The sequence below is a fragment of the Pseudomonas sp. NMS19W genome (assembly GCF_051554255.1).
Taxonomy (GTDB): Bacteria; Pseudomonadota; Gammaproteobacteria; order Pseudomonadales; family Pseudomonadaceae; genus Aquipseudomonas; species Aquipseudomonas kribbensis.
This window is the reverse complement of sequence record NZ_CP136718.1, coordinates 5,690,316-5,714,774: the sequence shown is the minus strand read 5'-3', so window position 1 is coordinate 5,714,774 and position 24,459 is coordinate 5,690,316. Positions and strand designations below refer to the sequence as shown.

Here is a 24,459-nt window from a genome sequence, read left to right as displayed (position 1 = left end):
TTCAGTCCGCCAGGCCCATGACTCGCCGATAGAAACGCCACTCCTGCTCCAGCGCATGGGCCTGATTGACGGCCCGGCGGAAGCCGTGACGTTCGTCGGCGTAGTAATGCGCTTCGACTTCGATGCCGTTGTGCTCCAGACCCGCGACCATGTCGCGGGTCTGTTGCGGCACGACCACGGCATCCAGTTCACCCTGAAAGAAAATCACCGGCACGCGAATGTTGCCGGCGTGCAGCAACGGTGTGCGGGCGGCGTAGCGTTCGGCGTCTTGCTCGGGATCGCCGATCAGCCAGTCCAGATAATCACCTTCGAACTTGTGTGTCGCGCGGCCCAGAGCCACCGGATCGCTGACGCCGTACAGGCTGGCGCCGGCGCGGAACACTTGATGGAATGCCAATGCGCACAGCGTCGTGTAACCACCGGCGCTGCCACCGCGGATGAACGCACGCTCGCCGTCGATCATGTCGCGATCATTCAGGTAAGCGACCACCGCACAGGCATCCTCGACATCCACCGCGCCCCAGCTCAGATGCAACGCCTGCCGATATTCCCGGCCATAGCCGCTGCTGCCACGGTAGTTGAGGTCGGCGACGGCGAAGCCGCGTTGCGTCCAGTACTGGATGCGCGGGTCGAGCATCGGGTAGCAGGCCGACGTCGGGCCTCCGTGGATGAACACCACCAGCGGCGGTTTGGCATCACCATTGATGGCCGGATAAAAGAAACCGTGCGCTTCACCTGAACCGCTGGGGTAACGCAGGGTTTGCGGACGGCTGATGCGCTCGGGGGCAACGGTGCGACGCCGCCGGCCAGCACTTTCACTTCACGCGACTCGCGATCAATGGCAAGTACCGCTGAAGGGCTGATCGGTGAAGCGGCGATGCAGTAAATGAACTGATCATCGACAGCCAGATGACGGAAGCGACTGTAGTCGCTAGTAAAGTCTTCGCCGTTGAGCGCCAGACGACCAAAACCGCCTTCGCTCCAACTTGCCAAATAGCCTTCGTCGATGGGCAGCCAGGTACAGCCGCCGAGTTGCCACGGCGCTGGTGCGTGATCGGCTTCGGCACAAGGTAACGGTTGCAGGCCGTCTGCAGACTCGACCCACGGTTGCCAATATCCGCCACGGTCGGTCAGGCAGCCCAATCGGCCACTGGCATCGAAGCGCGGTTGCTGGATCGACTCTTCAAGCGTTTCACCGGCCACGCAACGGGGGGCAGAAAATCCACTACCTGCGCGCTCGGCGAGCATCAAACGGGTGGACGTCCACGGCTGATGCGGACGGCTCCACTCGATCCACGCCAGGCGCTGACCGTCCGGGCTGATGATCGGCGACGCGTAAAAGTCTACGCCTTCAACCAGCGTATGGCGGTCGCCATTCGCCAGATCGATGGCCACCAGACGATGGCGATCACCGTTCTCTTCAACGGCCAGCACCTGCCCGTTGGCAAAGTGCAGATCGCCATATCGATACTCGCCCGACGTCAATGCCACGGGCTCGCCGTCCAGCGTCTGTTGGTACAGCTGCTGATCCGCCTCGTTGACGAAAACTACTCCATCAGGCGTCAGACAAAACGCCCCGCCGCCATATTCGTACACCCGGCTGCGCACGCTGAAACCCGCAGGCGTCAGACATTTCGCCACGCCATCGCGCCAGTGCCAGATCCGGCACGCGGCGTCTGCAGGGCGGTATTCATTCCAGAACAAACCCTGTGCGCCGAGCTGCAGTTCGGCGAAATCCACACCGGCAGCAACGGCGGCAGTGGCGCTGAAAGGCTCAGCCTTTGGCGATGAGGCGCGAGTTTCGTTCATTGCGAAAGGCCAGTTGTTCGATGGTCTGGGTGGCGTGCTCGGCTTCTTCGCGGGCCTTGAGGATCACGCCGTGATGTTCGGACTTGCTGCACACCGGATCGGCATTGCTGGCATCGCCGGTGAGCATGAACGCCTGGCAGCGGCAGCCGCCGAAGTCCTGTTCTTTCTCGTCGCAGGAGCGGCACGGCTCGGGCATCCAGTCATAACCGCGAAAGCGGTTGAAGCCGAACGAGTCGTACCAGATGTGCTGCATGCTGTGGTCGCGCACATTGGGAAATTGTACCGGCAGCTGTCGGGCGCCATGGCAGGGCAGGGCGGTACCGTCCGGCGTGACCGTCAGAAACAGACTGCCCCAGCCGTTCATGCAGGCTTTCGGGCGTTCTTCGTAATAGTCCGGGGTGACGAAAATCAGTTTGCACGGATGCCCTTCGGCTTCCAGCTTGGCGCGGTATTCGTTGGTGATGCGTTCGGCGCGGACCAGTTGTTCCTTGGTTGGCAACAGGCCGACACGATTGAGCTGCGCCCAACCGTAGAACTGGCAGGTGGCGAGTTCTACGAAGTCCGCCTCCAGTGCAATGCACAGCTCGATGATGCGGTCGATCTTGTCGATGTTGTGCCGATGGGTGACGAAGTTCAGCACCATCGGATAGCCGTGAGCTTTCACTGCGCGAGCCATTTCGAGTTTCTGCGCAAAGGCCTTTTTCGAGCCGGCGAGCAGGTTGTTCACTTGCTCGTCGCTGGCCTGGAAGCTGATCTGGATGTGATCGAGCCCGGCCTTCTTGAAGTCGCTGATTTTCTGCTCGGTCAGGCCGATGCCGGAGGTGATCAGGTTGGTGTAGAAGCCCAACTGCCGCGCCTCACGGATCAGCTCGGCGAGGTCCTGGCGCACCAGCGGTTCGCCCCCGGAAAAGCCCAGTTGCGCCGCACCCATCTCCCGCGCCTCGCGGAACACCTTGATCCACTGCTCGGTGCTCAGCTCTTTGCCCTGCTCGGCGAAATCCAGCGGATTGGAGCAGTACGGACATTGCAGCGGGCAACGATAAGTCAGCTCGGCGAGCAGCCAAAGCGGCAGGCCGATTTCCGGTTTGGCCGGGACTTGCACCGATGACTCAGGCAAGTTCGATCCAGTGCTGCGCACGGGCAACCTCCATGAATTGCTCGATGTCGTCACCGAGCTCGGGTACGCCGGGGAACTGTTCTGTCGAGTTCGGCGATGATCGCCGCGACATCCCGCTCACCGTCGATCAGGCCGCCGATCAGTGCGGCACTATCGTTGAGCTTGATCATGCCTTCCGGGTACAGCAGCACATGGCCTTTCTGCGCCGGTTCGTACTGGAAGCGGTAGCCGGGACGCCAGGTCGGAGTCTTGCTGCGGTCGAAACTCATAAGGCGATTCCTTTATGCCAGACCCGTTGATCGGTGACGCTGTGATACGGCGGGCGGTTCAGTTCGTAGGCCATGCTCATGGCATCGAGCATGCTCCAAAGGATGTCCAGTTTGAACTGGAGAATTTCCAGCATGCGCTCCTGGCCTTCGCGGGTCTTGTAGTGCTCGAGCGTGATCGCCAGACCATGCTCGACATCGCGCCGGGCCTGACCGAGGCGAGTGCGGAAGTACTCGTAGCCGGCCGGGTCGATCCACGGGTAATGCTGCGGCCAGCTGTCGAGGCGCGATTGGTGGATCTGCGGCGCGAACAGTTCGGTCAACGAGCTGCTGGCGGCTTCCTGCCAACTGGCGCGGCGGGCGAAGTTGACGTAGGCGTCCACGGCGAAACGCACGCCGGGCAGCACCAGTTCCTGGGAGCGCAATTGATCCGGATCGAGACCGACGGCCTGGCCGAGGCGCAGCCAGGCTTCGATGCCGCCGTCTTCGCCGGGGGCGCCGTCGTGGTCGAGCAGGCGCTGAATCCACTCGCGGCGGATCTCGCGATCCGGGCAATTGGCGAGGATCGCCGCGTCTTTCAGGGGAATGTTCACCTGATAGTAGAAGCGGTTGGCGACCCAGCCCTGGATCTGCTCGCGGGTAGCCCGGCCTTCATACATCGCCACGTGATACGGGTGATGGATGTGGTAGTAGGCGCCCTTGGCGCGCAGGGCCGCTTCGAATTCGGCGGGGGACAGCGGGATGTCGGTCATTGCGGTTCTCCGGGCCATTTGTTACAGGACGATGCTCATGCCGTCATACGCCACTTCAACATTGCGCCGCACCAGTTCCGCGCGCTCCGGGGAGTCTTCGTCGAGAATCGGGTTGGTGTTGTTGATGTGGATAAGCACTTTGCGCTGCTCGGGAAGCTGTTCCAGCACTTCGAGCATGCCGCCGGGGCCGTTCTGCGCCAGGTGGCCCATTTCACGGCCGGTGCGGGTGCCAACGCCACGGCGCTGCATTTCATCGTCGTCCCACAGCGTCCCGTCCACCAGCACGCAGTCGCTGCCGGCCATGATTTCCAGCAACGGCGCATCGACTTTGCCCAGGCCCGGCGCGTAGAACAGTTTGCCGCCGGTGCTGAGGTCTTCGACGATCAGGCCGATGTTGTCGCCCGGATGCGGGTCGAAGCGGTGCGGCGAGTAGGGCGGGGCGGCGCTGCGCAACGGCAGTGGGGTGAAGCGCAGGTTCGGGCAGGCGGCGACGGTGAAGCTCTGGTCGAGTTCGATGCGGTTCCAGTCCAGCCCGCCGTTCCAGTGCTTGAGCATGGTGAACAGCGGGAAACCGGTGCTCAGGTCTTCGTGGACCATGTCCGTGCACCAGACCTGATGCGGGCAGCCTTCGCGCAGGCTGAGCAGGCCGGTGGTGTGGTCGATCTGGCTGTCCATCAGGATGATCGCGCTGATGCCGGTGTCACGCAGGGCACGGCCCGGTTGCATCGGGGCGAAGCTCTGGAGCTGCGCGCGGATGTCCGGCGAGGCGTTGCACAGCACCCAGTTCACGCCGTCATCGGAAATTGCGATAGACGATTGGGTACGGGCCTTGGCATTCAGGCTGCCGTCGCGAAAACCGGCGCAATTGACGCAGTTGCAGTTCCACTGCGGAAAACCGCCACCGGCGGCCGAACCCAGAATCTGGACGAACATGAACGCTCCATCATTTCAACGCTGAAAATAAAACGCCCCGGCGAGCCGAGGCGTTGCACTGCAATTCTGACGAGGCAGAACTCAGCGGCTGGCGAAGTACATGGTGACTTCGAAGCCGATACGCAGGTCGGTGTAAGCAGGTTTGGTCCAAGCCATCGGGTGACTCCTTCTTCAGGTGGGTGAGATAGCGCTATCCATAGGTATAGTCCACGGCAGCGCTGAGATGTTCCAAATAGTTAGGTGGCTATGTTACTCAAAATTTCAGGGGGTTGGCCCGTGAATCTTTGAGAAAGCTCCTTGCAGCCCCGGTAATGATCATTTTGCCGCTTGCCATGGCGCGCCTGGCGCAGGGTCGCTGGACAGACCGTGCCAGCCGCCTTCGGCGCGGATCAGGCGTTGTGCGGCGGCCAGCAGTGCCGGGCGATCCAGTTGAACGATGGCGCTACGTAGCTGTGGCAGATAATCCGACGAGTGGCCGGCGAGCCGGGCCTGCCACAGGAGCTCGGCTGCCTCTTTGCCGGACAGGACGCTGTCATCGAACTGATCGGCAAGCGTCTGGCGTTGCTGGTCAAGGCTGGCGTCATCGAGTTGTTCGATAAGGGCCGGCAAGCTGTCGAGGACCTGTTGAATGTGCACGAGCAATTGCGCGGCGCTGGTCGTTGGCGATTGCACACCGAACAACAATCCGCTTTGGCCATGGATCTGGCGCAACCCGCTGAAGACTGCATAACCCAGTTGCAGCTCGACTCGCAGGCGTTGGTAGAACGGCGTCTGGCACAGGTGCGCGAGCAGACGCCACGCGGCGTCGTCAGCGATTTCCTGGCTGGCGGCAGGACAGAACAGTAGCAAGGCGTGTTCGCTGGAGTCGCTTTCGATTTGTTGCCACGAGTATTGGGTGTGGGTTGTCGAAGGGGCGGGCAATTGATTGTCCGGTGTGCCGGGGATGCGACTCAGGGCCAGGCCCATGGCGGATTGGGTCTGTGGATTGAGGCCCAGCGCCAGACCGTCCCAACGGGAAGTTGTCCACAGGTGCGCGGCGTCATCGGATTCGCCTACCGTTGGCAGGCACTTTTCGGGCAATGCCTTGAGCAGTTGGCGGATCGGTATCAGCGCAGGTTGCAGCTCGCCTTTCGCGGATTCGGCGCTTACTTGTGTCAGAGATTTCAGCGCATGTTCCAGCACAGCGGGCAGCGTGTCCTGCAGACCGGTCACTTTCAGCAGCCACTGATTACCCGTGGTGCTGAACGACAACTCGACCCCGGACTGACGTGCGTCGCCCGACACTTCCCGCAGACTGTGTTGCAGTTTCGCCTGCAGCTCAGCCGTGGCCGCTGCTTCCGTTTGCCAGCGCACATACACCGCGCCTACGTCGCTGTTATCCGGCAGTGCCTGACTGAACTGCATCGGCGAGCGTTCGCGGCGGCTGCGCGAGCGGTCCTGAGCAAACGTGCGCAGACCCCGGTGAGCGCTGGTCTGGCCACGAATCAGGCCGGCGTTGGCCAGCGGTTCGGCTGTGCGCAGGAACGGGTTGGCGCTCGGCAGACGCCAATGGGGGCTGAAGTTATCCACAGTGCCGATTTTGCCGAGAACCGCTTTGAGCGCCGTAACGGCCGATTCGGACAGGCCGCTTTCGAGTTGTTCGCTGTCGAGCCGCGCCAGTTGCAGTGCACCGCTGACTTGCTGCTGACGCTGAAGCAGTTCCGCGTATTCTGCTCGCAATGCCGGCCAGTCCTGCTGCGCTGCGAAGTAGCCCAGCCAATCCAGAGATTGCGCTCTGATGGCATCGAGTGACCCGTATACGCCAGTGAACTGAAGATGCAGCAACACCTGTCCGGCAAACTGATATTGCACGCAAGCTTGCAGACTGTTTGCGAGACCCTGCTGCTGCAAATGCGCGAGCAAGCCACCGGGTTTGGCGCTGTTCAGCCAGTGACAGAGAAACGCCAGCGCTTCGGCCGACGGCTCCGGCAGGTCTTCCAGCGCAAACAGCAGATTGCCGTGCCGCTCGCCGACCTGTTGATAACTTGCCTGTGGATTGTCCATCAAGCGAACGGGGGCTGCCTGTACAGTTTTATCCCCAGGTGTCAGCGCAGCAGCAAACTGCTCGGCCAGCGTTCGCAGCTCTTGAATGTTCTGCGGTCCAACCAGGCTCAGTGTCATCTGCCCGGTGCGATAAAACTGCTGGTGGAAGTCTTTCAACGCCTGCTGAAACTCCGCTCGTTCTACCGGCAGGCTGTCGCGGTTCCCGGCATGAAAGCCGCGCAACGGATGCGCTGCTGACAGCCCTTCGAACAGCGCTTCTTTCTGTTGAGCAGCGGTGTCCTGCGACCATGCGACAAACTCTGCCTGCAGCACCTCCCGTTCCCGCAACTGATCGTCCGGATTCATACGCGGACGGGCGAGCATGTCTGACAGACGCTCAAGCCCGCCGCTGAAGGACGCTGTCGGCAATTCAAAGAAGAAATCGGTGGTGCGCTCGCGGGTGCTGGCATTCACCTGGCCGCCGTGACCTTGTACGTAGGCCATCAGCCCTTGCTGTGCAGGAAAACGCTCGGTACCGAGGAACAGCAAATGCTCAAGAAAATGTGCCAGTCCCGGCCACGCCAACGGCACGTCATGACTGCCGACAGCCACCCGCAACGCGGCGGCGCTGCGCTTCAGGCCGGGCACGTGACGCAGGGTCACGCGCAAGCCGTTGGCCAGGGTTTCGGTGTGGGGGCGGGGGTGAGTCGGCGCAGGCATGGGCACTTCCAGAACAGTGAAGTGCCCATGCTAGCGGATTAGCGCTTGTTGAGCGCGTCGTAAAGTTCGGGGCGGCGGTCGTTGAAGTAGCGGTTGGCGCTGCGGGAGTCGACCATCAACTGGCGATCCAGCTCACCGACGATCAGTGCTTCATCCAGCCCGGCCTGGGCGATGCGGTTGCCATCCGGCGCGGCAATGCTGCTTTGTCCGCAGTAGTGGATGTCGCCTTCGTGGCCGCAGTAGTTGGCGTAAGCCACGTAGCACTGGTTTTCGAAAGCGCGGGAGCGCACGGAAACATCGGCAATGAAATCGAAAGGAATCATGTTCGCCGTCGGCACCAGAATCAGCTCGGCACCTTCAAGGGCCAGGCGCCGCGCGTTTTCCGGGAACTCCAGGTCGTAGCAGATCAGGAAGCCGAGCTTCCAGCCGTTGAGCTCGACGATGGGAAACTCGCCATCGCCGGGGCTGAACATCGAACGATCCAGATCGCCGAACAGGTGCGTCTTGCGGTAATTGCACAGGCGCTCACCGTTCGAGTCGATCAACTGTACGGCGTTATAGATCTGCCCTTCGGCGGTACGCTCTGGGTAACCGTAGAGAATCGCCAGGCCGGCAGCCTTGGCGATCCGCCCGACCTGTTGCGCCCACTCACCGTTGTAGACCTCGGCCAATGTCGCGACCGCTTCCTTGCCGATGTTGTAGCCGGTCAGGAACATCTCCGGAACCACCAGCAGGTCGGCACCTTTGGCCTCCATCGCCAGTTGATGCAGGCGCTGGAGGTTGGCGGCCGGTTCCAGTGGCAGCGGTGGGCATTGGTAAAGGGCTACACGCATCGGGGATTCCTCTTACTCGGGCAGGGCGATCGGGCCGATGTCGTTGAACACATCACCCGGGCCGGGGTTCTCTTTATGTGTGGACCCGCCAAAGTGCTTCATGATTCCCCACACCGCGTTGAGCGAAGTCTGCACCGCGCCCTCGACCCAGGCCGGCGTCCACGACACGTCGTCGCCGGCGATGAAAATCCCGCGCTGTTCCGGCGGCATGTCGTCCTGCATGAAGTGCGCGTACATGCGCTGGTTGTAGCGATAGTGGCCGGGCAGGGCGCCCTTGAACGCGCCGAGGAAGTGCGGGTCGGCTTCCCAGGACACGGTGATCGGATCGCCGATGATCCGTGCGGCGATGTCAACTTTCGGGTAGATCTTCTTCAATGCGTCCAGCGCCAGTTTCACGCGTTTTTCCACCGGGTGCGGGAGCATTTTCAGCGCATCGCTCATCCACGAGTACGACAGGCAGATCACGCCCGGCTTGTCGTCGCCGTTGTCGAACAGGTAGGTGCCACGGGTCAGGCGATCGGTGAGGGTCATGCTCATCAGGTCGCGGCCGGTTTCCGGGTCCTTGTCCTTCCAGAATGGGCGGTCGACCATCACGAAGGTCTTCGACGATTGCATGTAGCGCGTGCGGTCCAGTGCCATCCACATTTTTTGCGAGAACAGGGTTTCGTCGCATTCGATCTGGGTGGTCAGCAGCCAGCTCTGGCAGGTGGTCAGTACGGCGGCGTATTCACGGGTGTCGCCGTTGTTGTCGGTGACCGCGAAACGCCCGTCAGGCGCGTGGGCGATTTTCTTCACCCCGAGCGCGGCGCGCCATGGTGCAACGATTTCAGGCTGGTGCCTTGAGGCCAGTGCACGCAGCGCTCCGGCGCATGACGCCAGATGCCTTGTGGCACTTGTTCCACACCGCCGACCACCAGGTGCTGGTGATCGTCGCAGTTGGTCATCACCACGCGGAAGATTTCCAGCATCGAGTTGGGGAAGTCAGAGTCCCAGCCGCCGGTACCGAAACCGACCTGGCCGAATACTTCGCGGTGATGGAACGACAGTTTGGCGAAGGCTTTCGACGTGGCGACGAAGTCGTAGAACGTGCGGTCGTCCCACAGCGGCACCAGGGTGTTCCACAGCTCCTTGAGGCGTGGCACATCGCGGTCGCGGATCGCTTGCTGGATATCGGCGAACTGTGAACCAGCTTCGAGAGCATCGGCCCAGGCATCGGCCACTTCCTGGAATAGTGCAGGAAGATCTTTCAGGCTCTGTGCGTAATGGGTTTTGCCTTCCAGGTCGATCACGGTGCTGCCAGAGGCTGGCGTCAACGGGTTGGGGAAGGGCTTGGTCTCCAGGCCGAGTTTGTCGACGTAGTGATAGAACGCGGTGGAGGACACCGGGAAACGCATGCCGCCAAGCTCGGCGACGATGCCGTCAGTGCCGTTGAAGGCCTGGGAACGCAGACGGCCGCCAAGCTTCGAGGCCTCGTAAACGACCGGTTTCAAACCAAGTTTCATCAGCTCGTAAGCGGCCACCAGACCTGCAATGCCGGCACCGACGATCGCCACTTCGGCACCGTGGTTGTGCTCGGGAATGCTGCCCAGACCGGCGGGGTGCTCGATCCAGTCGTCGAAGGCGAACGGAAAGTCCGGGCCGAAAATGGTGATCGGTTTCTTACCGTCTGCAGGATGGCGATTGTTCTTGTTCATGGCTGACCTTGCTGGCGACCCGACGCCGGATGCGCGTCTGAGTATAGGAAAAGATGCCAGCCATTCTAGGGAGCGTAGAACACGTTAATAAGACGCAAAGTGTCGTCGTTTTGAGCGCTGGCGCTGCAATCTGACGAGTGTGATGATCAGACTGGATGCCCGCGATCAATCTTGCTGCTGAGGATGATCGAGGTCGTGGTCTTCTCGACGCCGTCTACGCTGCCGATCTGATCCAGAAGTTGATCGAGCTGTTCCGGCGAGTCGGTTCGCAGCCACGCCACGTAATCAAATTCGCCACTCACCGCGCACAATTGCTGCACCTGGGCCATCGCGCTCAAACGTCGCAACACCTCTTTACCAGAGCGCGGTTGCACCTTGATCCCGACGTACGCTTGCAACCCGCCATCCACCACGCGCTGACCCAGGCGCACGCCATAGCCGGTGATGACTTTGGCCTTTTCCAGTCGCGCCAGCCGCGAAGTCACGGTCGTGCGGGCGATCCCCAATTGCCTGGCCAGCATCGCCACGCTTTCGCGGGCGTTGATTTGCAGGGCAGCGATCAGCTGGCGGTCGATTTCATCGAGCACGGGTGGGCGGATGTCGGGCAAGGGCAGGCTCCAGCGGTACGGATCAATGGGGTCGCATGTTACAGGCTCGTCACGCGAGGCGCTTGTGAGTGCTGATTGAGCGGCTGGGGCCAGGCAGCCGCCGCATCGGGGGATTTTACTGAAACAAAAGATCAGACAAATGATTTGACTTGCCTGCGGCCTTTATCAAAAATGGCCTCAAGAGCGCGAAATCTGCTGCCTTGCAGGGCTTCAGCAGACGTAGGTACCTCAGCGATGCTGCAACATCGGTGTAAGGTGAGACCTCTTCATCCCATTTCCTGAGGATGCCAATATCAGGATTCAAATACTCAAGGGGAGCCAACAGGCTCCCTTTTTGTTTGTCCTGAAGAACGTACCTCTTGTAGAGAAGTTCGCCCTGGCGGTGCTTGTTCATCGCTCTTGCCGAGGCATGCATGAAGTTCCACAGGACGTGTCCGTGCCTGACATCCACCACGACGAGCATGTCATTCTTTGCCTCGTAGGCGTTGATGAAAGCCATGCGGTATCCGCCGTTGTCGTACAGCACTCTCCATATTTCAAAAGGTCCCGTCAGCGTATCAATGGCATGCCGAACGTAGCGCTCTCGTGAGTCAGCGCGTTTTTCGACGATGTGGGCGAGCTTGTCTCTCATGACCGCAACGTTTCCGATCGGGGTGAGGATAGTGACTGCCAGTAATGCCTCATCGATAAATCCGAAGTGAGCCAAGAGGATTCTGAGTGCTCCTTGCGCATCGTCTGCCCTTTTCACTTCCTCAATGGCGGCTGAGCGAAGCTCTCTGGTCAGTGTCCGCAGGTCGGGCAAAGCTAAGTCGATCCATGTTTGTTGGCCACCTGCTTCTTTGACCAGTGGCGCAGCACTCACGAGCATGAAAGTAATCCTTGGCGGGCGGCGGCGCCCGGAGATTACTCGCTCGGAGAAAAGGCCAACAAGGCCGAAAACTGAGTGAAAACACAGCTTGGGAAATAACCTACAGACCTTGCGGTAGTCTTCCGAACATTGCGCTTGTGAAGAACGTAAACGCCAAACGACAGGCGAAAAAAAAGCCGCGCGAGTGCGCGGCTTTTTTCATGTTTGGTGGGCCCACACGGACTTGAACCGTGGACCAAAGGATTATGAGTCCTCTGCTCTAACCAACTGAGCTATAGGCCCTCAGTAGGCCGCGGATTATAGCGACGGTTTCTCGGCTGTGCTATCCGAAAAATCTGATACGGCTATGCGAAGAAACGTCGCGGCGAATTCTTCCGGTGGCAGCGGCAGACTGACGATGTAGCCTTGGATCTGTTCGCAGCCTTCGGCGGCGAGGAATTGTTGTTGGGCCTGGGTTTCCACGCCTTCGGCGATCACGGTGAATTGCATGCTGCGGCCCAGGGCAATGATGGCGCGGACAATCGCCGCGTCGTGGGGGTCGTCGGGCAGGCCACGGACGAAAGACTGGTCGATCTTGAGGATGTCCAGCGGCAGGCGTTTGAGGTAGCTCAGCGAGGAATAACCGGTGCCGAAGTCGTCGATGGCCAGTTGCACGCCGAGGTGTTTGAGTTGGTGCAACACGGCCAGCGCCTCTTCGGCCTGACTCATGATGAAGTTTTCGGTAATTTCCAGTTGCAGTAAATCCGGCCTGAGGCGGTTGTCCTTGAGCAGTTGTTCGATGCGCCCCAACAGGTTCGGCTGGCGCAATTGTGCGCCGGCGAGGTTGACCGAGAGCGGGCCCAGGGATTCGTAGATCTGGCTCCACTCGAACATCTGCCGGCAGGCGGTTTCCAGCACCCAGTCGCCGATTTGCAGAATCATCCCGTTCTCTTCCGCCAGCGGGATGAAATGTTCCGGAGGCACCTCGCCGAAGGTCGGGTGGCGCCAGCGGATCAGGGCTTCGGCCCCGACCAGGCTGTGATCGTCGAGACTGATTTTCGGCTGGTAGTAGAGGTACAGCTCTTCGCGCTCAATGGCCCGGCGCAGTTCATGTTCCAGCGCCACCCGTTCGCTGGCCTGGGCGGTGAGGTCGCGGGTGTAGCTTTCGACACGGTTGCGGCCCTTGGCCTTGGAACGGTACATCGCCGCGTCGGCGTTTTTGATCAAGGTGGCGACGTCGCAGCCGTCACGGGGATAGAGGCTGGTGCCGATGCTGGCACTGATGAAAAACTCGTGCTCGCCGGCCTGAAACGGTGCGCCGAAGCAATTCAGCAGTTTGGTGGCGATGTTGTCGGCATCACCGGCCTGTTGCAGCCCCGGCAGCAGGATGATGAATTCGTCGCCACCCAGTCGCGCCACGGTATCGATATCGCGTAACTGTTCCTTGAGGCGTACGGCGATGCCCTTGAGCAGCAGGTCGCCAACCGGATGGCCGAGGCTGTCGTTGATGTGTTTGAAGCGATCGAGGTCGAGGAACAGCACCGCACCCAGACCGCCGTTTTCTTGCTGGCCGTTCAGCGCCGTCAGCAGACGGCTTTCGAACAGTGTGCGATTCGGCAGGCCGGTCAGTGGGTCATGGTGGGCCTGGTAATCGAGTTTGGCCTGGGCATGCTTGAGGCTGGAGATATCGGCAAACACCGCGACGAAGTGAGTAATGAACCGGTCGCGGTTGCGCACGGCGCTGATGGTCAGCCAGCTCGGGTACAGCTCGCCATTCTTGCGTCGGTTGGAAATCTCGCCCTGCCAGTGGCCTTCGTCAGTCAATTGATGCCACATCGCTGCATAGAATGCGCTGTCGTGCAGCCCGGAAGCCAGCAGGCGCGGGGTATGGCCGAGCGCTTCGCTTTCGCTGTAACCGGTGATTTCGGTAAAGGCGCGGTTCACAGCACTGATGTGCTGTTGCGTATCGGTGATCAATACGCCTTCGGCAGTGCTCTCGAACACCGTTGCGGCCTGTTGCAGCTTTTCCTGCATCAGGTGGCGTTCGGTGATGTCCCGGGCGATGGTCAGCATGCAGTCTTCGTCGCCAATCGGCAGCGGACGGCTGGACACTTCGCAGAGGCGGATTTGCCCGTCGCTGCGGCGGATGTGGCAGGTGAAATCGCGAACGAAACCGTCACGATGCAACAGGTCGAGCATCTGTTTGCGTTCGTTGAGATTGACCCAGATCCCCAGATCCAGCGCCGAGCGATCCACCGACATGGCGCTGTTGAAGCCGGTGATGCGGCTGAAACCTTCGTTGACCTCCAGCAGCAGACCATCGCTCTGACGCGATAGCAGCAGGCCGTCCGGCGAGGCGTGGAAGGCCTTGGCAAACTTTTCTTCGGAGGTTTGCAGCAGCTGTTGGGTTTCCTTGAGCTGGGTGATGTCGCGCACCACCACGACCAGCGCCGGTGTGGTGTCTAGCTCGAACGGTTCGGCGGAAATCAGCCCGGTGAACACCTGCCCGTTGCTGCGACGAAAGGGCATCTCCAGGTTGCGAATACTGCCGGCCTGCAAGCGTTGCAGCAGACCGGGCCCGACGCCGGGAATGCCCCAGATATTGAGCTCGGTAGCGGTCTGGCCAATGACGTCTTCGGCTTTGAGCCCGATCTGTTCTTCAAAGGCTTCGTTGACCTCCAGCAGACAGCCGTCGGACAGCCGCGCAATCACCAGAATGTCCGGGCATTGCTGGAACACCGAGGCGAACTTCTGCTCCGACAGGCGCAAGGCTTCTTCGGTACGCTTGGTTTCGCTGATGTCGATCATCAGGCCGCGCATCACCGGCTCGTGGCCGTGCTCGATCAGGCTGACGATGTCGCGCACCCACAGGCAACGGCCATCAGCGGTGATCACCCGGTAATCGAGACTGTGATCGCGCCCGGCGAGGACTTCGTGATCGCAGAAACTCTGTGCGCGGGTCAGGTCGGCGGGGTGGATAATGTTGCGCCAGAAGCCCGGAATCAGCCAGTGCGACAGTGGATAACCCAGCAGGTCTTCGGCGTGGGGCGACACGTAGCTATAAGTGAAATCGCTGATGCGCGCTTCCCAGGCAATGGCAGACAGGCTCTCCACCAGGCCGCGATAGTGATATTCGCTGCTGCGCAGTTCCTGTTCGAGGTCGATGCGCCGGGCGATTTCCGAGCTCAAGCGGCGGTTGATGCGGATCACCACTGCCAGGATGATCACCAGCAACAGCAGGCCTGGCAGGCCATAGACCAGCAGATCCGACCAGAATGTCCGATGATCGAGGACGTTGCCCACCCAGTGTTCCTGGATGCTGCTGATCTGCTCCGGGGACATGTCGGCCAGTACTTTATCCAGAATACCCACCAGCATTTTGCTGTCCCGGGGAACTCCCATTGCCAGTTGATAGCGATAAGGGGTTTCGCCGCTGACATACAGCCCGTCGAGCTTGAGCTGGCGCAGGCTCCAGACACTGGAGGCGAGATCGCCGACCACCGCGTCCACTTCGTCGGTGGCCAAGGCCTGCAGCGCCGAGCTGACATTGGGCATGGCAACCAGATTCAGATCGGGGTGATGGGTGCGCAGGAGTTCATGGGGGGCGTAGTTTTCGACGACGGCGATCTTCAGCCCGTACAGATCCTCGATCTTGCGCGGCTGCGGGCCGCCGACATGGGCGAGGATGACGATCGGAAAATCCAGGTAGGGTCGGGTGAAGGCCAGGTAATTCTGGCGTTCCGGGGTGGACATGATGCCTGGCAGCAGATCGATCGTGCCGTTTTTGGCCTGTTCGAGCACGGCTGTCCAGCTCGAGGGTTCGATGGGCGTAAGTTTGATGGCCAGACGCTGGCGGATCACGTCGATATAGTCCGCCGCCAGGCCCTGATAGCGGTTCTGGTCATCGCGAAACTCGAATGGCGGCCACGACGCATCGACACCCAGGCGCAAGTCCGGGTGAGCCGCCAGCCAGCTACGTTCTTCGTCGGTCAGAGTCAGCGCGTCAGCCGTTGCGGTCCAGATCATCAGTGACAGCAAAAAAAGCACGGACGCCAGTCTGGGCATAACGGTCTCGTTATGGCACGGGGGAATGTTTCGAGTGTAGACGGGCTGTGCGCGGGGGAGGGCGGTGCGAGGTATTTAATCTGCCATATAAACAAAACCCCCGGCCTGGGCCGGGGGTTCTGGTATTACTCGTCGAGGAACGAACGCAAGTGTTCGCTTCGCGTCGGATGGCGCAGCTTGCGCAGCGCCTTGGCTTCGATCTGACGGATCCGCTCACGGGTCACGTCAAACTGTTTGCCGACTTCTTCGAGCGTATGGTCGGTGTTCATGTCGATACCGAAACGCATGCGCAGTACCTTGGCTTCACGGGCAGTAAGGCCGGACAGCACTTCGCGAGTCGCTTCTTTCAGGCTCTCGACAGTGGCGACATCGATTGGCGACTGCATGGTCGAGTCTTCGATGAAGTCACCCAGATGAGAGTCTTCGTCATCACCGATAGGGGTTTCCATGGAAATCGGCTCTTTGGCGATCTTCAATACCTTGCGGATCTTGTCCTCAGGCATCTCCATGCGCTCACCCAGCTCTTCCGGGGTCGGTTCGCGACCCATTTCCTGCAGCATCTGGCGGGAAATGCGGTTGAGCTTGTTGATCGTCTCGATCATGTGCACCGGAATACGGATGGTGCGGGCCTGGTCGGCGATCGAGCGAGTGATCGCCTGACGGATCCACCAGGTGGCATAGGTCGAGAACTTGTAACCGCGACGGTATTCGAACTTGTCCACCGCTTTCATCAGACCGATGTTGCCTTCCTGGATCAGGTCGAGGAATTGCAGGCCACGGTTGGTGTACTTCTTGGCGATGGAGATCACCAGACGCAGGTTCGCTTCAACCATTTCTTTCTTCGCGCGGCGGGCTTTCGCCTCACCGATCGACATGCGACGGTTGATGTCCTTGATCTCGGCGATGGTCAGACCGGTTTCGGTTTCCAGCGCGGTCAGCTTCTGCTGGCAACGGATGATGTCCGGTTGCACGCGGCCGATGGCCTCGGCGTACTTGCTCTTGCCTTTGGCCAGAGAGTCGGACCAGCTTTCGTCGACTTCGTTGCCCGGGAACTGGCGCAGGAAATCGGCACGCGGCATACGTGCATCACGTACGCACAGCTGCATGATCGCGCGCTCTTGCTGACGCAGACGATCCAGGGCACTGCGAACACGCTCGACCAGGGCTTCGAATTGCTTCGGCACCAGTTTGATCGGCATGAACAGATCAGCCAGGGCCAGCAACTCGGCAACCGCTGCCTTGTTGTGACGACCGTGCTTTTTCAGGGCCTTGCGGGTGATTTCCATCTGGTCGGCCACGGCGCCGAAACGCTGGGCAGCAATGACCGGATCCGGACCGCTTTCGGCTTCTTCTTCGTCATCGGAAGCTTCGGCGTCATCGTCCTCGGAATCGTCGTCCGCTTTCGCGGCTTTCGCATCGATCGGCGGTGGCACTTCGGCAGCCGGCGGCGTAATGCCGTCGTCCGGGTCGATGTAACCGCTCAGGACGTCGGACAGGCGACCGCCTTCGGTGGTGACCCGAGTGTACTCGGAGAGAATATGGTCAACCGTGCCGGGGAAGTGCGCGATTGCGCTCATCACCTCACGGATGCCCTCTTCGATACGCTTGGCGATTTCGATTTCGCCTTCACGAGTCAGAAGCTCGACCGTACCCATTTCACGCATATACATGCGCACTGGGTCAGTGGTGCGACCGATATCGGTCTCGACCGCTGCCAACGCGGCGGCTGCTTCTTCCGCAGCGGCCTCGTCGGTATCGGCGTCGGCCAACATAAGGGCGTCCGCATCCGGAGCACTCTCGTGTACGGGGATCCCCATGTCGTTAATCATGCGGATGATGTCTTCCACCTGCTCCGGATCTGAAATATCCTCGGGCAGGTGGTCGTTGACCTCGGCGTAAGTCAGATACTTCTGCTCACGACCCAGTTTGATCAACTCAATAATACGAGACTGCTGTTGCGCTTTTCCGGACATAACACCCTATCCACTGAAGGTCTTGGCGGGCAAAAAACAAGCCGAGGATTATACCTGAGCTATGACCTCACGCGCCAGTTGAGGTCGGGTTTGATGCAGGAACATCCCGTTTGAGCAATTCGAGCAGCAAAGATTTTTCTTCGGCGCTCAGATCGCTTTGACGTGATTTCCTGAGAAGTTGTTCCAGCTTTCGCTCGCGCTGGCGGGCTGACAAGCTAGTTATGGTGTCGAAAAACTGTTGTTCAAGGTTTTCTCCGTTGATCAACCACTCCTTTTCTGCCAGGCGGGTCAGCAATCGACCTTGTTCGGTGCCATGCCATCGCGAGATCAACTGAAAAGAGTTTAGCTGAGGATTCTTTTGCACGGCTTCCAGTGAGGCCACCAGCAGTTGAGTGTTGGTATTGTCTTCGTCCGCAAAATGGCTGGCCGTCTCGACCTTCAGCGCCAGTTGCGGGTGATGGATCACCGTTCGCAGGGCGGCCATGATCGGTGGCTCGACCGGAGCCGGCACTCTCGGGGCGCGCGGTTGATCGCGATCACCGCCACGCTTGCCGTTCTTGTCCCAGGGCTTTTTGTCCCATTTCTTGCCGCCGGCACCGGGTTTCTTCGGCGTCCACTCCTGCTGCGGCACATACATGTCCTGTGCCTGCGGCTGATGGTAGTCGCTGAAGTCCGGCATCGCGTCGTAATCGATGCCGGGGTCGTAGGCGGGCGGCGCTTCCTGCGGTGTGCTCTGGGCCAGCTGACTGACGGTCTCGCTGCTCAGGCCGGTGATCTCGGTCAGGCGCTGGCGCATCAGGATTCGCAGGTTGGCCCCTGGCACTTTGTCGATCAGCGGTGCGGCAAGCGTCGCCATGTGCGCCTTGCCTTCGAGCGAGCGAGGGTCGGCTTCTTCGGTCAGTTGCTGGAAGAAATAATCTGCCAGCGGCTGCGCATGCTGATTGATCCGTGCACGGAAGGCGTCGGTGCCTTCGGCGCGGATCAAGGTGTCCGGGTCTTCGCCTTCGGGGAGGAACAGGAATCGTGCGCGGCGACCGTCCTGCAGGCTGCTCAGCGTGGCTTCCAGTGCGCGCCATGCGGCGTTGCGGCCGGCCTGGTCGCCGTCGAAGCAGAACAATACGTTCGGCACTACGCGAAAAAGACGTTTCAGGTGCTCTTCGCTGGTAGCTGTGCCCAGGGTCGCGACGGCGTTTCGCAGGCCTTGCTGGGCCAGGGCGATGACGTCCATGTAGCCCTCGACGACGATGATTTCGTCGAGGTTGCGGTTGTTCTTGCGGGCTTCATAGAGGCCGTAGAGTTCCTGGCCTTTATGGAATACCGGGGTTTCCGGCGAGTTCAGGTATTTCGGTTTGTCGTCGCCGAGGACTCGACCGCCGAAGGCGATGATGCGCCCGCGGGTGTCGCGGATCGGGAACATCACCCGATCGCGGAAGCGGTCATAGCGCTTGCCGGTTTCGGCGTTCTCGATCAGCAGACCGGCGTCGATCATGGCTTTCTGCTGCAAGGTGTCGCTGCTCAGGTGCTTGAACAGATTGTCCCAGCCTGGCGGGGCAAAGCCGAGGCCGAAGTCCCGGGCAATCTCCCCTGTCAGTCCGCGGCCCTTGAGGTAGTCCACGGCAGCCTTGCGTGCCGGGTGACTCTTGAGCGCCTGGCGGTAAAAGTCCGCAGCGGCAGTCAGTAGTGGATAAAGCGGCGAATCGGTCGGCTGTCGCGGTTTGTGCGAGCGGCCACCTTCTTCGCGGGGCACTTCCATGCCGGCGGCTTTGGCCAGGTCCTCGACCGCCTGGGGAAAGTCCAGGTTGTCGTGGTCCATGAGAAAACCGAGCGCGTTACCGCCGGCGCCGCAACCGAAGCAGTAATAGAACTGCTTATCGGGGCTCACGCTGAACGATGGGGTTTTCTCTTTATGGAACGGGCAGCAGGCGGTGTAGTTCTTGCCGGCCTTCTTCAGTTGCACGCGCGAGCTGACCACATCGACGATGTCGGTGCGGTTCAGCAGGTCGTCAATGAAGCTCTGGGGAATCAGCCCGGCCATGGCGTTCTCGTCGTCTGCGCTGTAATGAGTCCGATGCGATGGGCGGCCGGACGCGGGTCATGCTTGAAAACGCACGAAGGGTGCGGCTCGACCAGTGTCGTCTGCGTAATCGCTGTCGGGGAGTGTATCTGCCGAAAATCCACTGACGTTAGTACCTATCAGTCTTCGACTTTATGAAAGTGTTGCGCTGAATCCGCTGGCGGCCGGTTGAGGGCCTCGGATAGCTCATGAAGCGGGCACGCAAGCAGGTGCCTTGGGCTGATCGTCGTAAGAGGAATCAGTGGGTGTGCTCGTCAGTAGCCTTGAAAGGCTCGTCAGAAAAGACGTGCACCGCTGGCAAAAGAGCCAGGCCTGACGCGGTGAAGCGGGTTTGTCTCGGTCGCGTGTGCGGCTTCGACGGTGAAGCATCAAGCGTTTTACGCAAATGCCATTAGCCCGGCTGAGGGCCGGGCTTGGCAGAAGCTTGCTACGATCGTCTGTGTATTAGTACAGACGAACGGCGCGGCGCTGTTCGCGCTGAACTTTCTTGGCGTGACGCTTAACAGCGGCTGCTGCCTTGCGCTTACGCTCGGAAGTTGGCTTCTCGTAAAATTCGCGGCTACGAACTTCAGCCAGTACACCGGCTTTTTCGCAGGAGCGCTTGAAACGACGCAGAGCTACGTCGAAGGGTTCGTTCTCTTTAACTTTGACGGCTGGCATCCAGAGCTACCTTCATTCATTACCGGGGTCAACATCCTCGCGGCAAAAGAGCACTTGAAGACGTCGGTTTTTAAGGGTTGCGGATGTTAACCCCTCAACGCTCGGAATGCAAAGCCTCTGATCGAAAACCGCTGGTCGGGGCATCCAGTGGCGACTATTATGCGCGCCTTCGAATTCAGCCTAAACAAGGCGCAAACCCATGCTAGTACTGGGATTAGAAACTTCCTGCGACGAAACCGGCGTCGCTTTATACGACAGCGAGCGCGGTCTGCTGGCCGACGCACTGTTCAGCCAGATCGACCTGCACCGTGTCTACGGCGGCGTGGTGCCGGAGCTCGCCTCCCGCGATCACGTCAAGCGCATGCTGCCCTTGATCCGTCAGGTGCTGGCCGAGGCTGACTGCGTACCGACCGAGATCGACGCCATCGCCTACACCGCCGGTCCTGGCCTGGTCGGCGCTTTGCTGGTGGGTGCTTCCTGCGCTCAGGCGCTGGCGTTTGCCTGGGGCATTCCGGCCCTTGGTGTGCACCACATGGAAGGCCACTTGCTGGCGCCGATGCTGGAGCCAAAACCACCGGAGTTTCCGTTCGTCGCTTTGTTGGTCTCCGGTGGTCATACACAGCTGGTTCAGGTTGATGGCATCGGCCAATACAGCCTGCTGGGCGAGACCCTCGATGACGCGGCAGGCGAAGCTTTCGACAAGACCGCGAAGATGATGGGCCTCAATTATCCGGGTGGTCCTGAAATCGCCAAGCTGGCAGAGAAGGGCGTCGCAGGACGTTTCACCTTCCCGCGTCCGATGTGCGATCGCCCGGGCCTGGATTTCAGCTTCAGCGGTTTGAAGACTTTCGCCCTCAACACTTGGCAGCAGTGCGTCAGCGCCGGGGACGACAGCGAGCAAGCCCGTTGCGACATCGCGCTGGCGTTCCAGCAGGCCGTGGTGGAGACTTTGACCATCAAGTGCAAGCGTGCGTTGAAGCAGGCCGGCATGAAGCGTCTGGTGATCGCCGGTGGCGTCAGCGCCAACAAGGCATTGCGGGTTTCGCTGGAGAAAATGCTCGGCGACATGAAGGGCGATGTGTTCTATGCCCGTCCCGAGTTCTGTACCGACAACGGCGCGATGATTGCGTTTGCCGGTTGCCAGCGTCTGCAGGCCGGCCAGCAGGAAAGCCTGGCGATCAGCGTGCAGGCGCGTTGGCCGATGGAGCAGTTGTCGGCGCTGTGATGAACGGTGCTCACGTACGGTATTTAAAAATGCCGTTCGCGCCCGGCAAACAGGTCGCGTAGATTGCCCCGGTGGCGCCAGACGATCAGCAGTGTGAGCGTGCTCATCGGCAACAGCGCTTCCGGCTCCTGCCAGGCCAGCAATGGCAGGGTCAGGGGCGTGGCAATCAATGCTGCCAGCGAGCTGGTACGGGTCAGGTAGAACGTCAGTAGCCAGGCGCACACGGCCAGCAGCGCGGCGGGCGGATACAGGCCCAGCAGCATGCCGGCCGCCGTGGCGACGCCCTTGCCGCCGCGAAAGCGGAAGTACAGCGGGAACAGGTGACCGATCACGGCGCAGACGCCGATCCATGCCTGATCCTGCAGCGACAGGCCTGCCGCCGAGGCGATCAGTACCGGCAGCAGGCCTTTGCACAGATCACCCAGCAGGGTCAGGATCGCGAGTTTGCGACCGGCCAGGCGCAGCATGTTGGTGGCACCGGCATTACCCGAGCCACTCATTCGCGGATCCGGATTTCCGGTCAGGCGGCTGAGCAAAATGGCGAAGGACAGCGAGCCGAGCAGGTAGGCGAGGATCGCCAGTAACCAAAACATGCTAACTATTCCGGGCGAGGACGCCCTGATTCTAACGGCGCATTGCGCCCTTGTCGTGCAGTGGAGAGAAGTGCTTGGACAGAGTGTTTATCGAGGGCCTGGAAGTCGACACCGTGATCGGTGCCTACGACTGGGAGCGCGGCATCCGACAGTGCCTGCGTCTTGATCTGAGCTTCGCCTGGGACAATCGCCCGGCCGCCGCCGGTGACGACCTGACCCTGGCACTCGATTACGCCAGTGTTTCCACGCGGATCCAGGCCTTTGCCGAGCAGGCACAGTTCCAGTTGGTCGAGACCTTCGCCGAGCGTCTGGTCGAAGTGCTGATGGCCGAATTCAAGATCACCTGGGTACGCCTGAAGCTGACCAAGCCTGGCGCGGTTCCGGCCGCCAAGGGTGGTGTCGGTGTGGAGATCGAGCGCGGATGTCGCTGACTCAGGTCTACCTCGGGCTCGGTAGCAATATCGAGCGCGAAACTCATTTGCGCGCAGGTCTGGATGCCTTGGCCGGTTTTCTGGTGGATATCCGCTGTTCGGCGGTATTCGAGAGCCAGCCGGTGGGGATCAAGAGCGGCCCGTTCTTCAATTTCGTGGTGTCGGCTTACACCGATCTGCCGCTGATGGAGCTGGATCGACGGCTGAAATTCATCGAGGCGGATAACGGTCGTTATGCCCCGGATCGCAAGGGATTGCCGCTGGATATCGACGTCTTGCTGTACGGCGAGCTGGCAGGCAATTTCGACGGGCTGATCCTGCCCCGTGCCGAGATTCTGAAAAATGCCTTCGTGTTGTGGCCGTTGTCGCTGATTGCGCCGGATCGGGTGCATCCAGGTGTGGGAAAAAGCTTTGCCACGCTGTGGTCCGAGGCGCAGATCGATCAGGTGCTGGCACCGGTCGGGTTTGAATGGCGCGGTATTCAGCTCACGCCTCCAGATCTGTTGAACTGACTGACGCCATCGCGACCGGTTCGCGATGGCGTCAGGTGTTCTCAGGACGACGCTGATTCCTTGTAAGCCTTCAACGCCTTGAGCCGTTCGCGTTTGAGTGCTTCGCCCAGTTCCGGGCCTTTGAATCCCTTCTCCAGCAGCGGCTGTACCGCGACGCCCCGAGCAGCGCTGGCGGCACCGCGCAGGTAATCCGCCTGTGGATAACTGCGTTGTTCAAGCCCTTTGCGGCCTCGGGCATCCATCTCGCATGCGACGATAAATTCTTCGAAGCGCTGCGGTCGGCGATAAACATCAAAGCTCTGCAGCAATTCCAGCAAGGTCGAAGCCTTCAGCTCCAGGGCACGATGGCCGTGGGTGTGGTACTGGCCGACCAGTACGGCCAGTTCCTGACAGTCCTTCGGTGCCTTGAAGCGCTCGTTGACCGCTTTGATCAGCTTCAGGCCCTTGTGCTCGTGGGCAATGTGCCGCGGCCATTCCTCTTCCGGCGTCAGGCCCTTGCCGAGATCATGCAGCAGGCAGGCCCAGCGCACCGTCAATGGTTGCTGGTGCAGGGCGGCTTGCTCAAGCACGCTCAGTGTGTGAATGCCGCTGTCGATTTCCGGATGATGGACTTCCGGTTGCGGTACGCCGAACAGGGCGTCTACCTCCGGCATCAGCACCTTCAGAGCACCGCAATCGCGCAATACCTGAATGAACACCTGCGGCTGACTTTCCATCAGTGCGCGGGAAATTTCTTTCCAGCTGCGTTCGGCGGTCAAGGCCTCCAGTTCGCCGGATTCGCTGAGCTGGCGCATCAACTCAAGGGTCTCGGGGGCAACCTTGAAACCGAGTTCTGCGTAACGAGCCGCGAAGCGGGCAACACGCAGGACTCGCAGGGGATCTTCGGCGAATGCGGGGGAAACGTGGCGCAGGATTCGGTCTTCGAGATCGCGCTGGCCGTGATAGGGATCCGTCAGGTTTTGCTGATCGTCCTCGGCCATGGCGTTGATCGTGAGGTCGCGACGGATCAGGTCTTCTTCAAGCGTGACCTCGGGGCTGGCGTGAAAAGTGAATCCGCCATAACCGCGACCGCTCTTGCGTTCGGTGCGGGCGAGAGCGTACTCCTCGCCGCTTTTCGGGTGAAGAAACACAGGGAAATCCGCACCGACCGGGCGAAACCCTTTGGCGAGCATTTCTTCTGCGGTGGCGCCGACCACCACCCAATCGATATCGGTGACCGGTTTGCCCAGCAGGCGATCACGTACCGCGCCGCCGACCTTGTAAATCTGCATAAAAAACCTCCGTTGGCCCGACAGGATAACCCTTGCGCCGGACTTTCGGAGGTC

Annotated in this window: 17 protein-coding genes, 1 tRNA gene and 3 pseudogenes; 3 read left to right on the top strand and 18 right to left on the bottom strand. The window is 60.6% G+C overall.

Annotation, left to right across the window (positions count from 1 at the left end; genetic code table 11):
• Position 1: 1 nt before the first annotated feature.
• The 16 genes and pseudogenes from R1A29_RS26260 to rpsU all read right to left on the bottom strand — a co-directional run bounded on the left by R1A29_RS26260 (position 2) and on the right by rpsU (position 20,373).
• Positions 2–1,809: pseudogene (locus R1A29_RS26260) on the bottom strand (S9 family peptidase).
• Positions 1,775–2,911, bottom strand: a complete 1,137-nt coding sequence (gene pqqE, locus R1A29_RS26255) for a pyrroloquinoline quinone biosynthesis protein PqqE (protein WP_371807421.1) — start codon at positions 2,909–2,911, stop codon at positions 1,775–1,777. The pseudogene R1A29_RS26260 and the gene pqqE overlap by 35 nt, the downstream one beginning before the upstream one ends.
• 7 nt (positions 2,912–2,918) lie before the next feature.
• Positions 2,919–3,195 (bottom strand): annotated as a pseudogene (gene pqqD, locus R1A29_RS26250) (pyrroloquinoline quinone biosynthesis peptide chaperone PqqD).
• Positions 3,192–3,944, bottom strand: coding sequence for a pyrroloquinoline-quinone synthase PqqC (pqqC, locus tag R1A29_RS26245; RefSeq protein WP_192552450.1), 753 nt, complete (start codon positions 3,942–3,944; stop codon positions 3,192–3,194). Before pqqC ends, pqqD begins: the two are co-directional and overlap by 4 nt.
• Before the next feature lie 21 nt (positions 3,945–3,965).
• Positions 3,966–4,877, bottom strand: a complete 912-nt coding sequence (gene pqqB, locus R1A29_RS26240; RefSeq protein WP_438299963.1) for a pyrroloquinoline quinone biosynthesis protein PqqB — start codon at positions 4,875–4,877, stop codon at positions 3,966–3,968.
• 81 nt (positions 4,878–4,958) lie between these two features.
• Positions 4,959–5,033, bottom strand: a complete 75-nt coding sequence (gene pqqA, locus R1A29_RS26235; RefSeq protein ID WP_003444522.1) for a pyrroloquinoline quinone precursor peptide PqqA — start codon at positions 5,031–5,033, stop codon at positions 4,959–4,961.
• Between the two features lie 159 nt (positions 5,034–5,192).
• Positions 5,193–7,619: a pyrroloquinoline quinone biosynthesis protein PqqF gene (gene pqqF, locus R1A29_RS26230; protein ID WP_438299962.1), complete on the bottom strand. Its 2,427-nt coding sequence runs from the start codon at positions 7,617–7,619 to the stop codon at positions 5,193–5,195.
• Positions 7,620–7,657: 38 nt separating this feature from the next.
• The gene (locus R1A29_RS26225; protein ID WP_438299961.1) at positions 7,658–8,452 is read right to left on the bottom strand and encodes a carbon-nitrogen hydrolase family protein; all 795 of its coding nucleotides are present in this window, start codon (positions 8,450–8,452) and stop codon (positions 7,658–7,660) included.
• A gap of 12 nt (positions 8,453–8,464) precedes the next feature.
• Positions 8,465–10,146 (bottom strand): annotated as a pseudogene (locus R1A29_RS26220) (flavin monoamine oxidase family protein).
• A 146-nt stretch (positions 10,147–10,292) separates the two neighbouring features.
• On the bottom strand, positions 10,293–10,754 hold the full coding sequence (locus R1A29_RS26215; protein WP_007959884.1) for an Lrp/AsnC family transcriptional regulator: 462 nt from the start codon (positions 10,752–10,754) through the stop codon (positions 10,293–10,295).
• A gap of 115 nt (positions 10,755–10,869) precedes the next feature.
• Complete coding sequence (locus R1A29_RS26210; protein ID WP_438299960.1) at positions 10,870–11,622, bottom strand: PBECR2 nuclease fold domain-containing protein; 753 nt, start codon at positions 11,620–11,622, stop codon at positions 10,870–10,872.
• Positions 11,623–11,827: 205 nt separating this feature from the next.
• Positions 11,828–11,904 (bottom strand) — tRNA-Ile (locus R1A29_RS26205).
• A 15-nt stretch (positions 11,905–11,919) separates the two neighbouring features.
• A complete protein-coding gene (locus R1A29_RS26200) occupies positions 11,920–15,666 on the bottom strand; it encodes a bifunctional diguanylate cyclase/phosphodiesterase (protein WP_438299959.1) in 3,747 nt (1,248 codons plus the stop codon).
• Positions 15,667–15,791: 125 nt separating this feature from the next.
• On the bottom strand, positions 15,792–17,639 hold the full coding sequence (gene rpoD / locus R1A29_RS26195) for an RNA polymerase sigma factor RpoD (RefSeq protein ID WP_438299958.1): 1,848 nt from the start codon (positions 17,637–17,639) through the stop codon (positions 15,792–15,794).
• 67 nt (positions 17,640–17,706) lie between these two features.
• The gene (gene dnaG, locus R1A29_RS26190) at positions 17,707–19,674 is read right to left on the bottom strand and encodes a DNA primase (protein ID WP_438299957.1); all 1,968 of its coding nucleotides are present in this window, start codon (positions 19,672–19,674) and stop codon (positions 17,707–17,709) included.
• 483 nt (positions 19,675–20,157) lie between these two features.
• Complete coding sequence (gene rpsU / locus R1A29_RS26185) at positions 20,158–20,373, bottom strand: 30S ribosomal protein S21 (protein ID WP_002551877.1); 216 nt, start codon at positions 20,371–20,373, stop codon at positions 20,158–20,160.
• Positions 20,374–20,572: 199 nt separating this feature from the next.
• On the opposite strand from rpsU, the gene tsaD reads away from it, so the two are divergent.
• On the top strand, positions 20,573–21,598 hold the full coding sequence (tsaD, locus tag R1A29_RS26180) for a tRNA (adenosine(37)-N6)-threonylcarbamoyltransferase complex transferase subunit TsaD (protein WP_039768071.1): 1,026 nt from the start codon (positions 20,573–20,575) through the stop codon (positions 21,596–21,598).
• 23 nt (positions 21,599–21,621) lie between these two features.
• On the opposite strand, the gene plsY is transcribed toward tsaD, so the two are convergent.
• Positions 21,622–22,191, bottom strand: a complete 570-nt coding sequence (gene plsY / locus R1A29_RS26175; protein WP_085709211.1) for a glycerol-3-phosphate 1-O-acyltransferase PlsY — start codon at positions 22,189–22,191, stop codon at positions 21,622–21,624.
• A gap of 74 nt (positions 22,192–22,265) precedes the next feature.
• Between plsY and folB the strand changes: the two genes are divergently transcribed.
• Positions 22,266–22,622, top strand: coding sequence for a dihydroneopterin aldolase (gene folB / locus R1A29_RS26170; RefSeq protein WP_016772885.1), 357 nt, complete (start codon positions 22,266–22,268; stop codon positions 22,620–22,622).
• Positions 22,613–23,134 carry a 2-amino-4-hydroxy-6-hydroxymethyldihydropteridine diphosphokinase gene (gene folK, locus R1A29_RS26165; protein ID WP_085709213.1) on the top strand — a complete coding sequence of 174 codons (522 nt, stop codon included), beginning with the start codon at positions 22,613–22,615 and terminating at the stop codon, positions 23,132–23,134. The genes folB and folK overlap by 10 nt, the downstream gene beginning before the upstream one ends.
• A 41-nt stretch (positions 23,135–23,175) precedes the next feature.
• On the opposite strand, the gene R1A29_RS26160 is transcribed toward folK, so the two are convergent.
• Entirely contained in the window at positions 23,176–24,405 is a 1,230-nt protein-coding gene (locus R1A29_RS26160) for a multifunctional CCA addition/repair protein (protein ID WP_438299956.1), read from the bottom strand.
• Between the last annotated feature and the right edge of the window lie 54 nt (positions 24,406–24,459).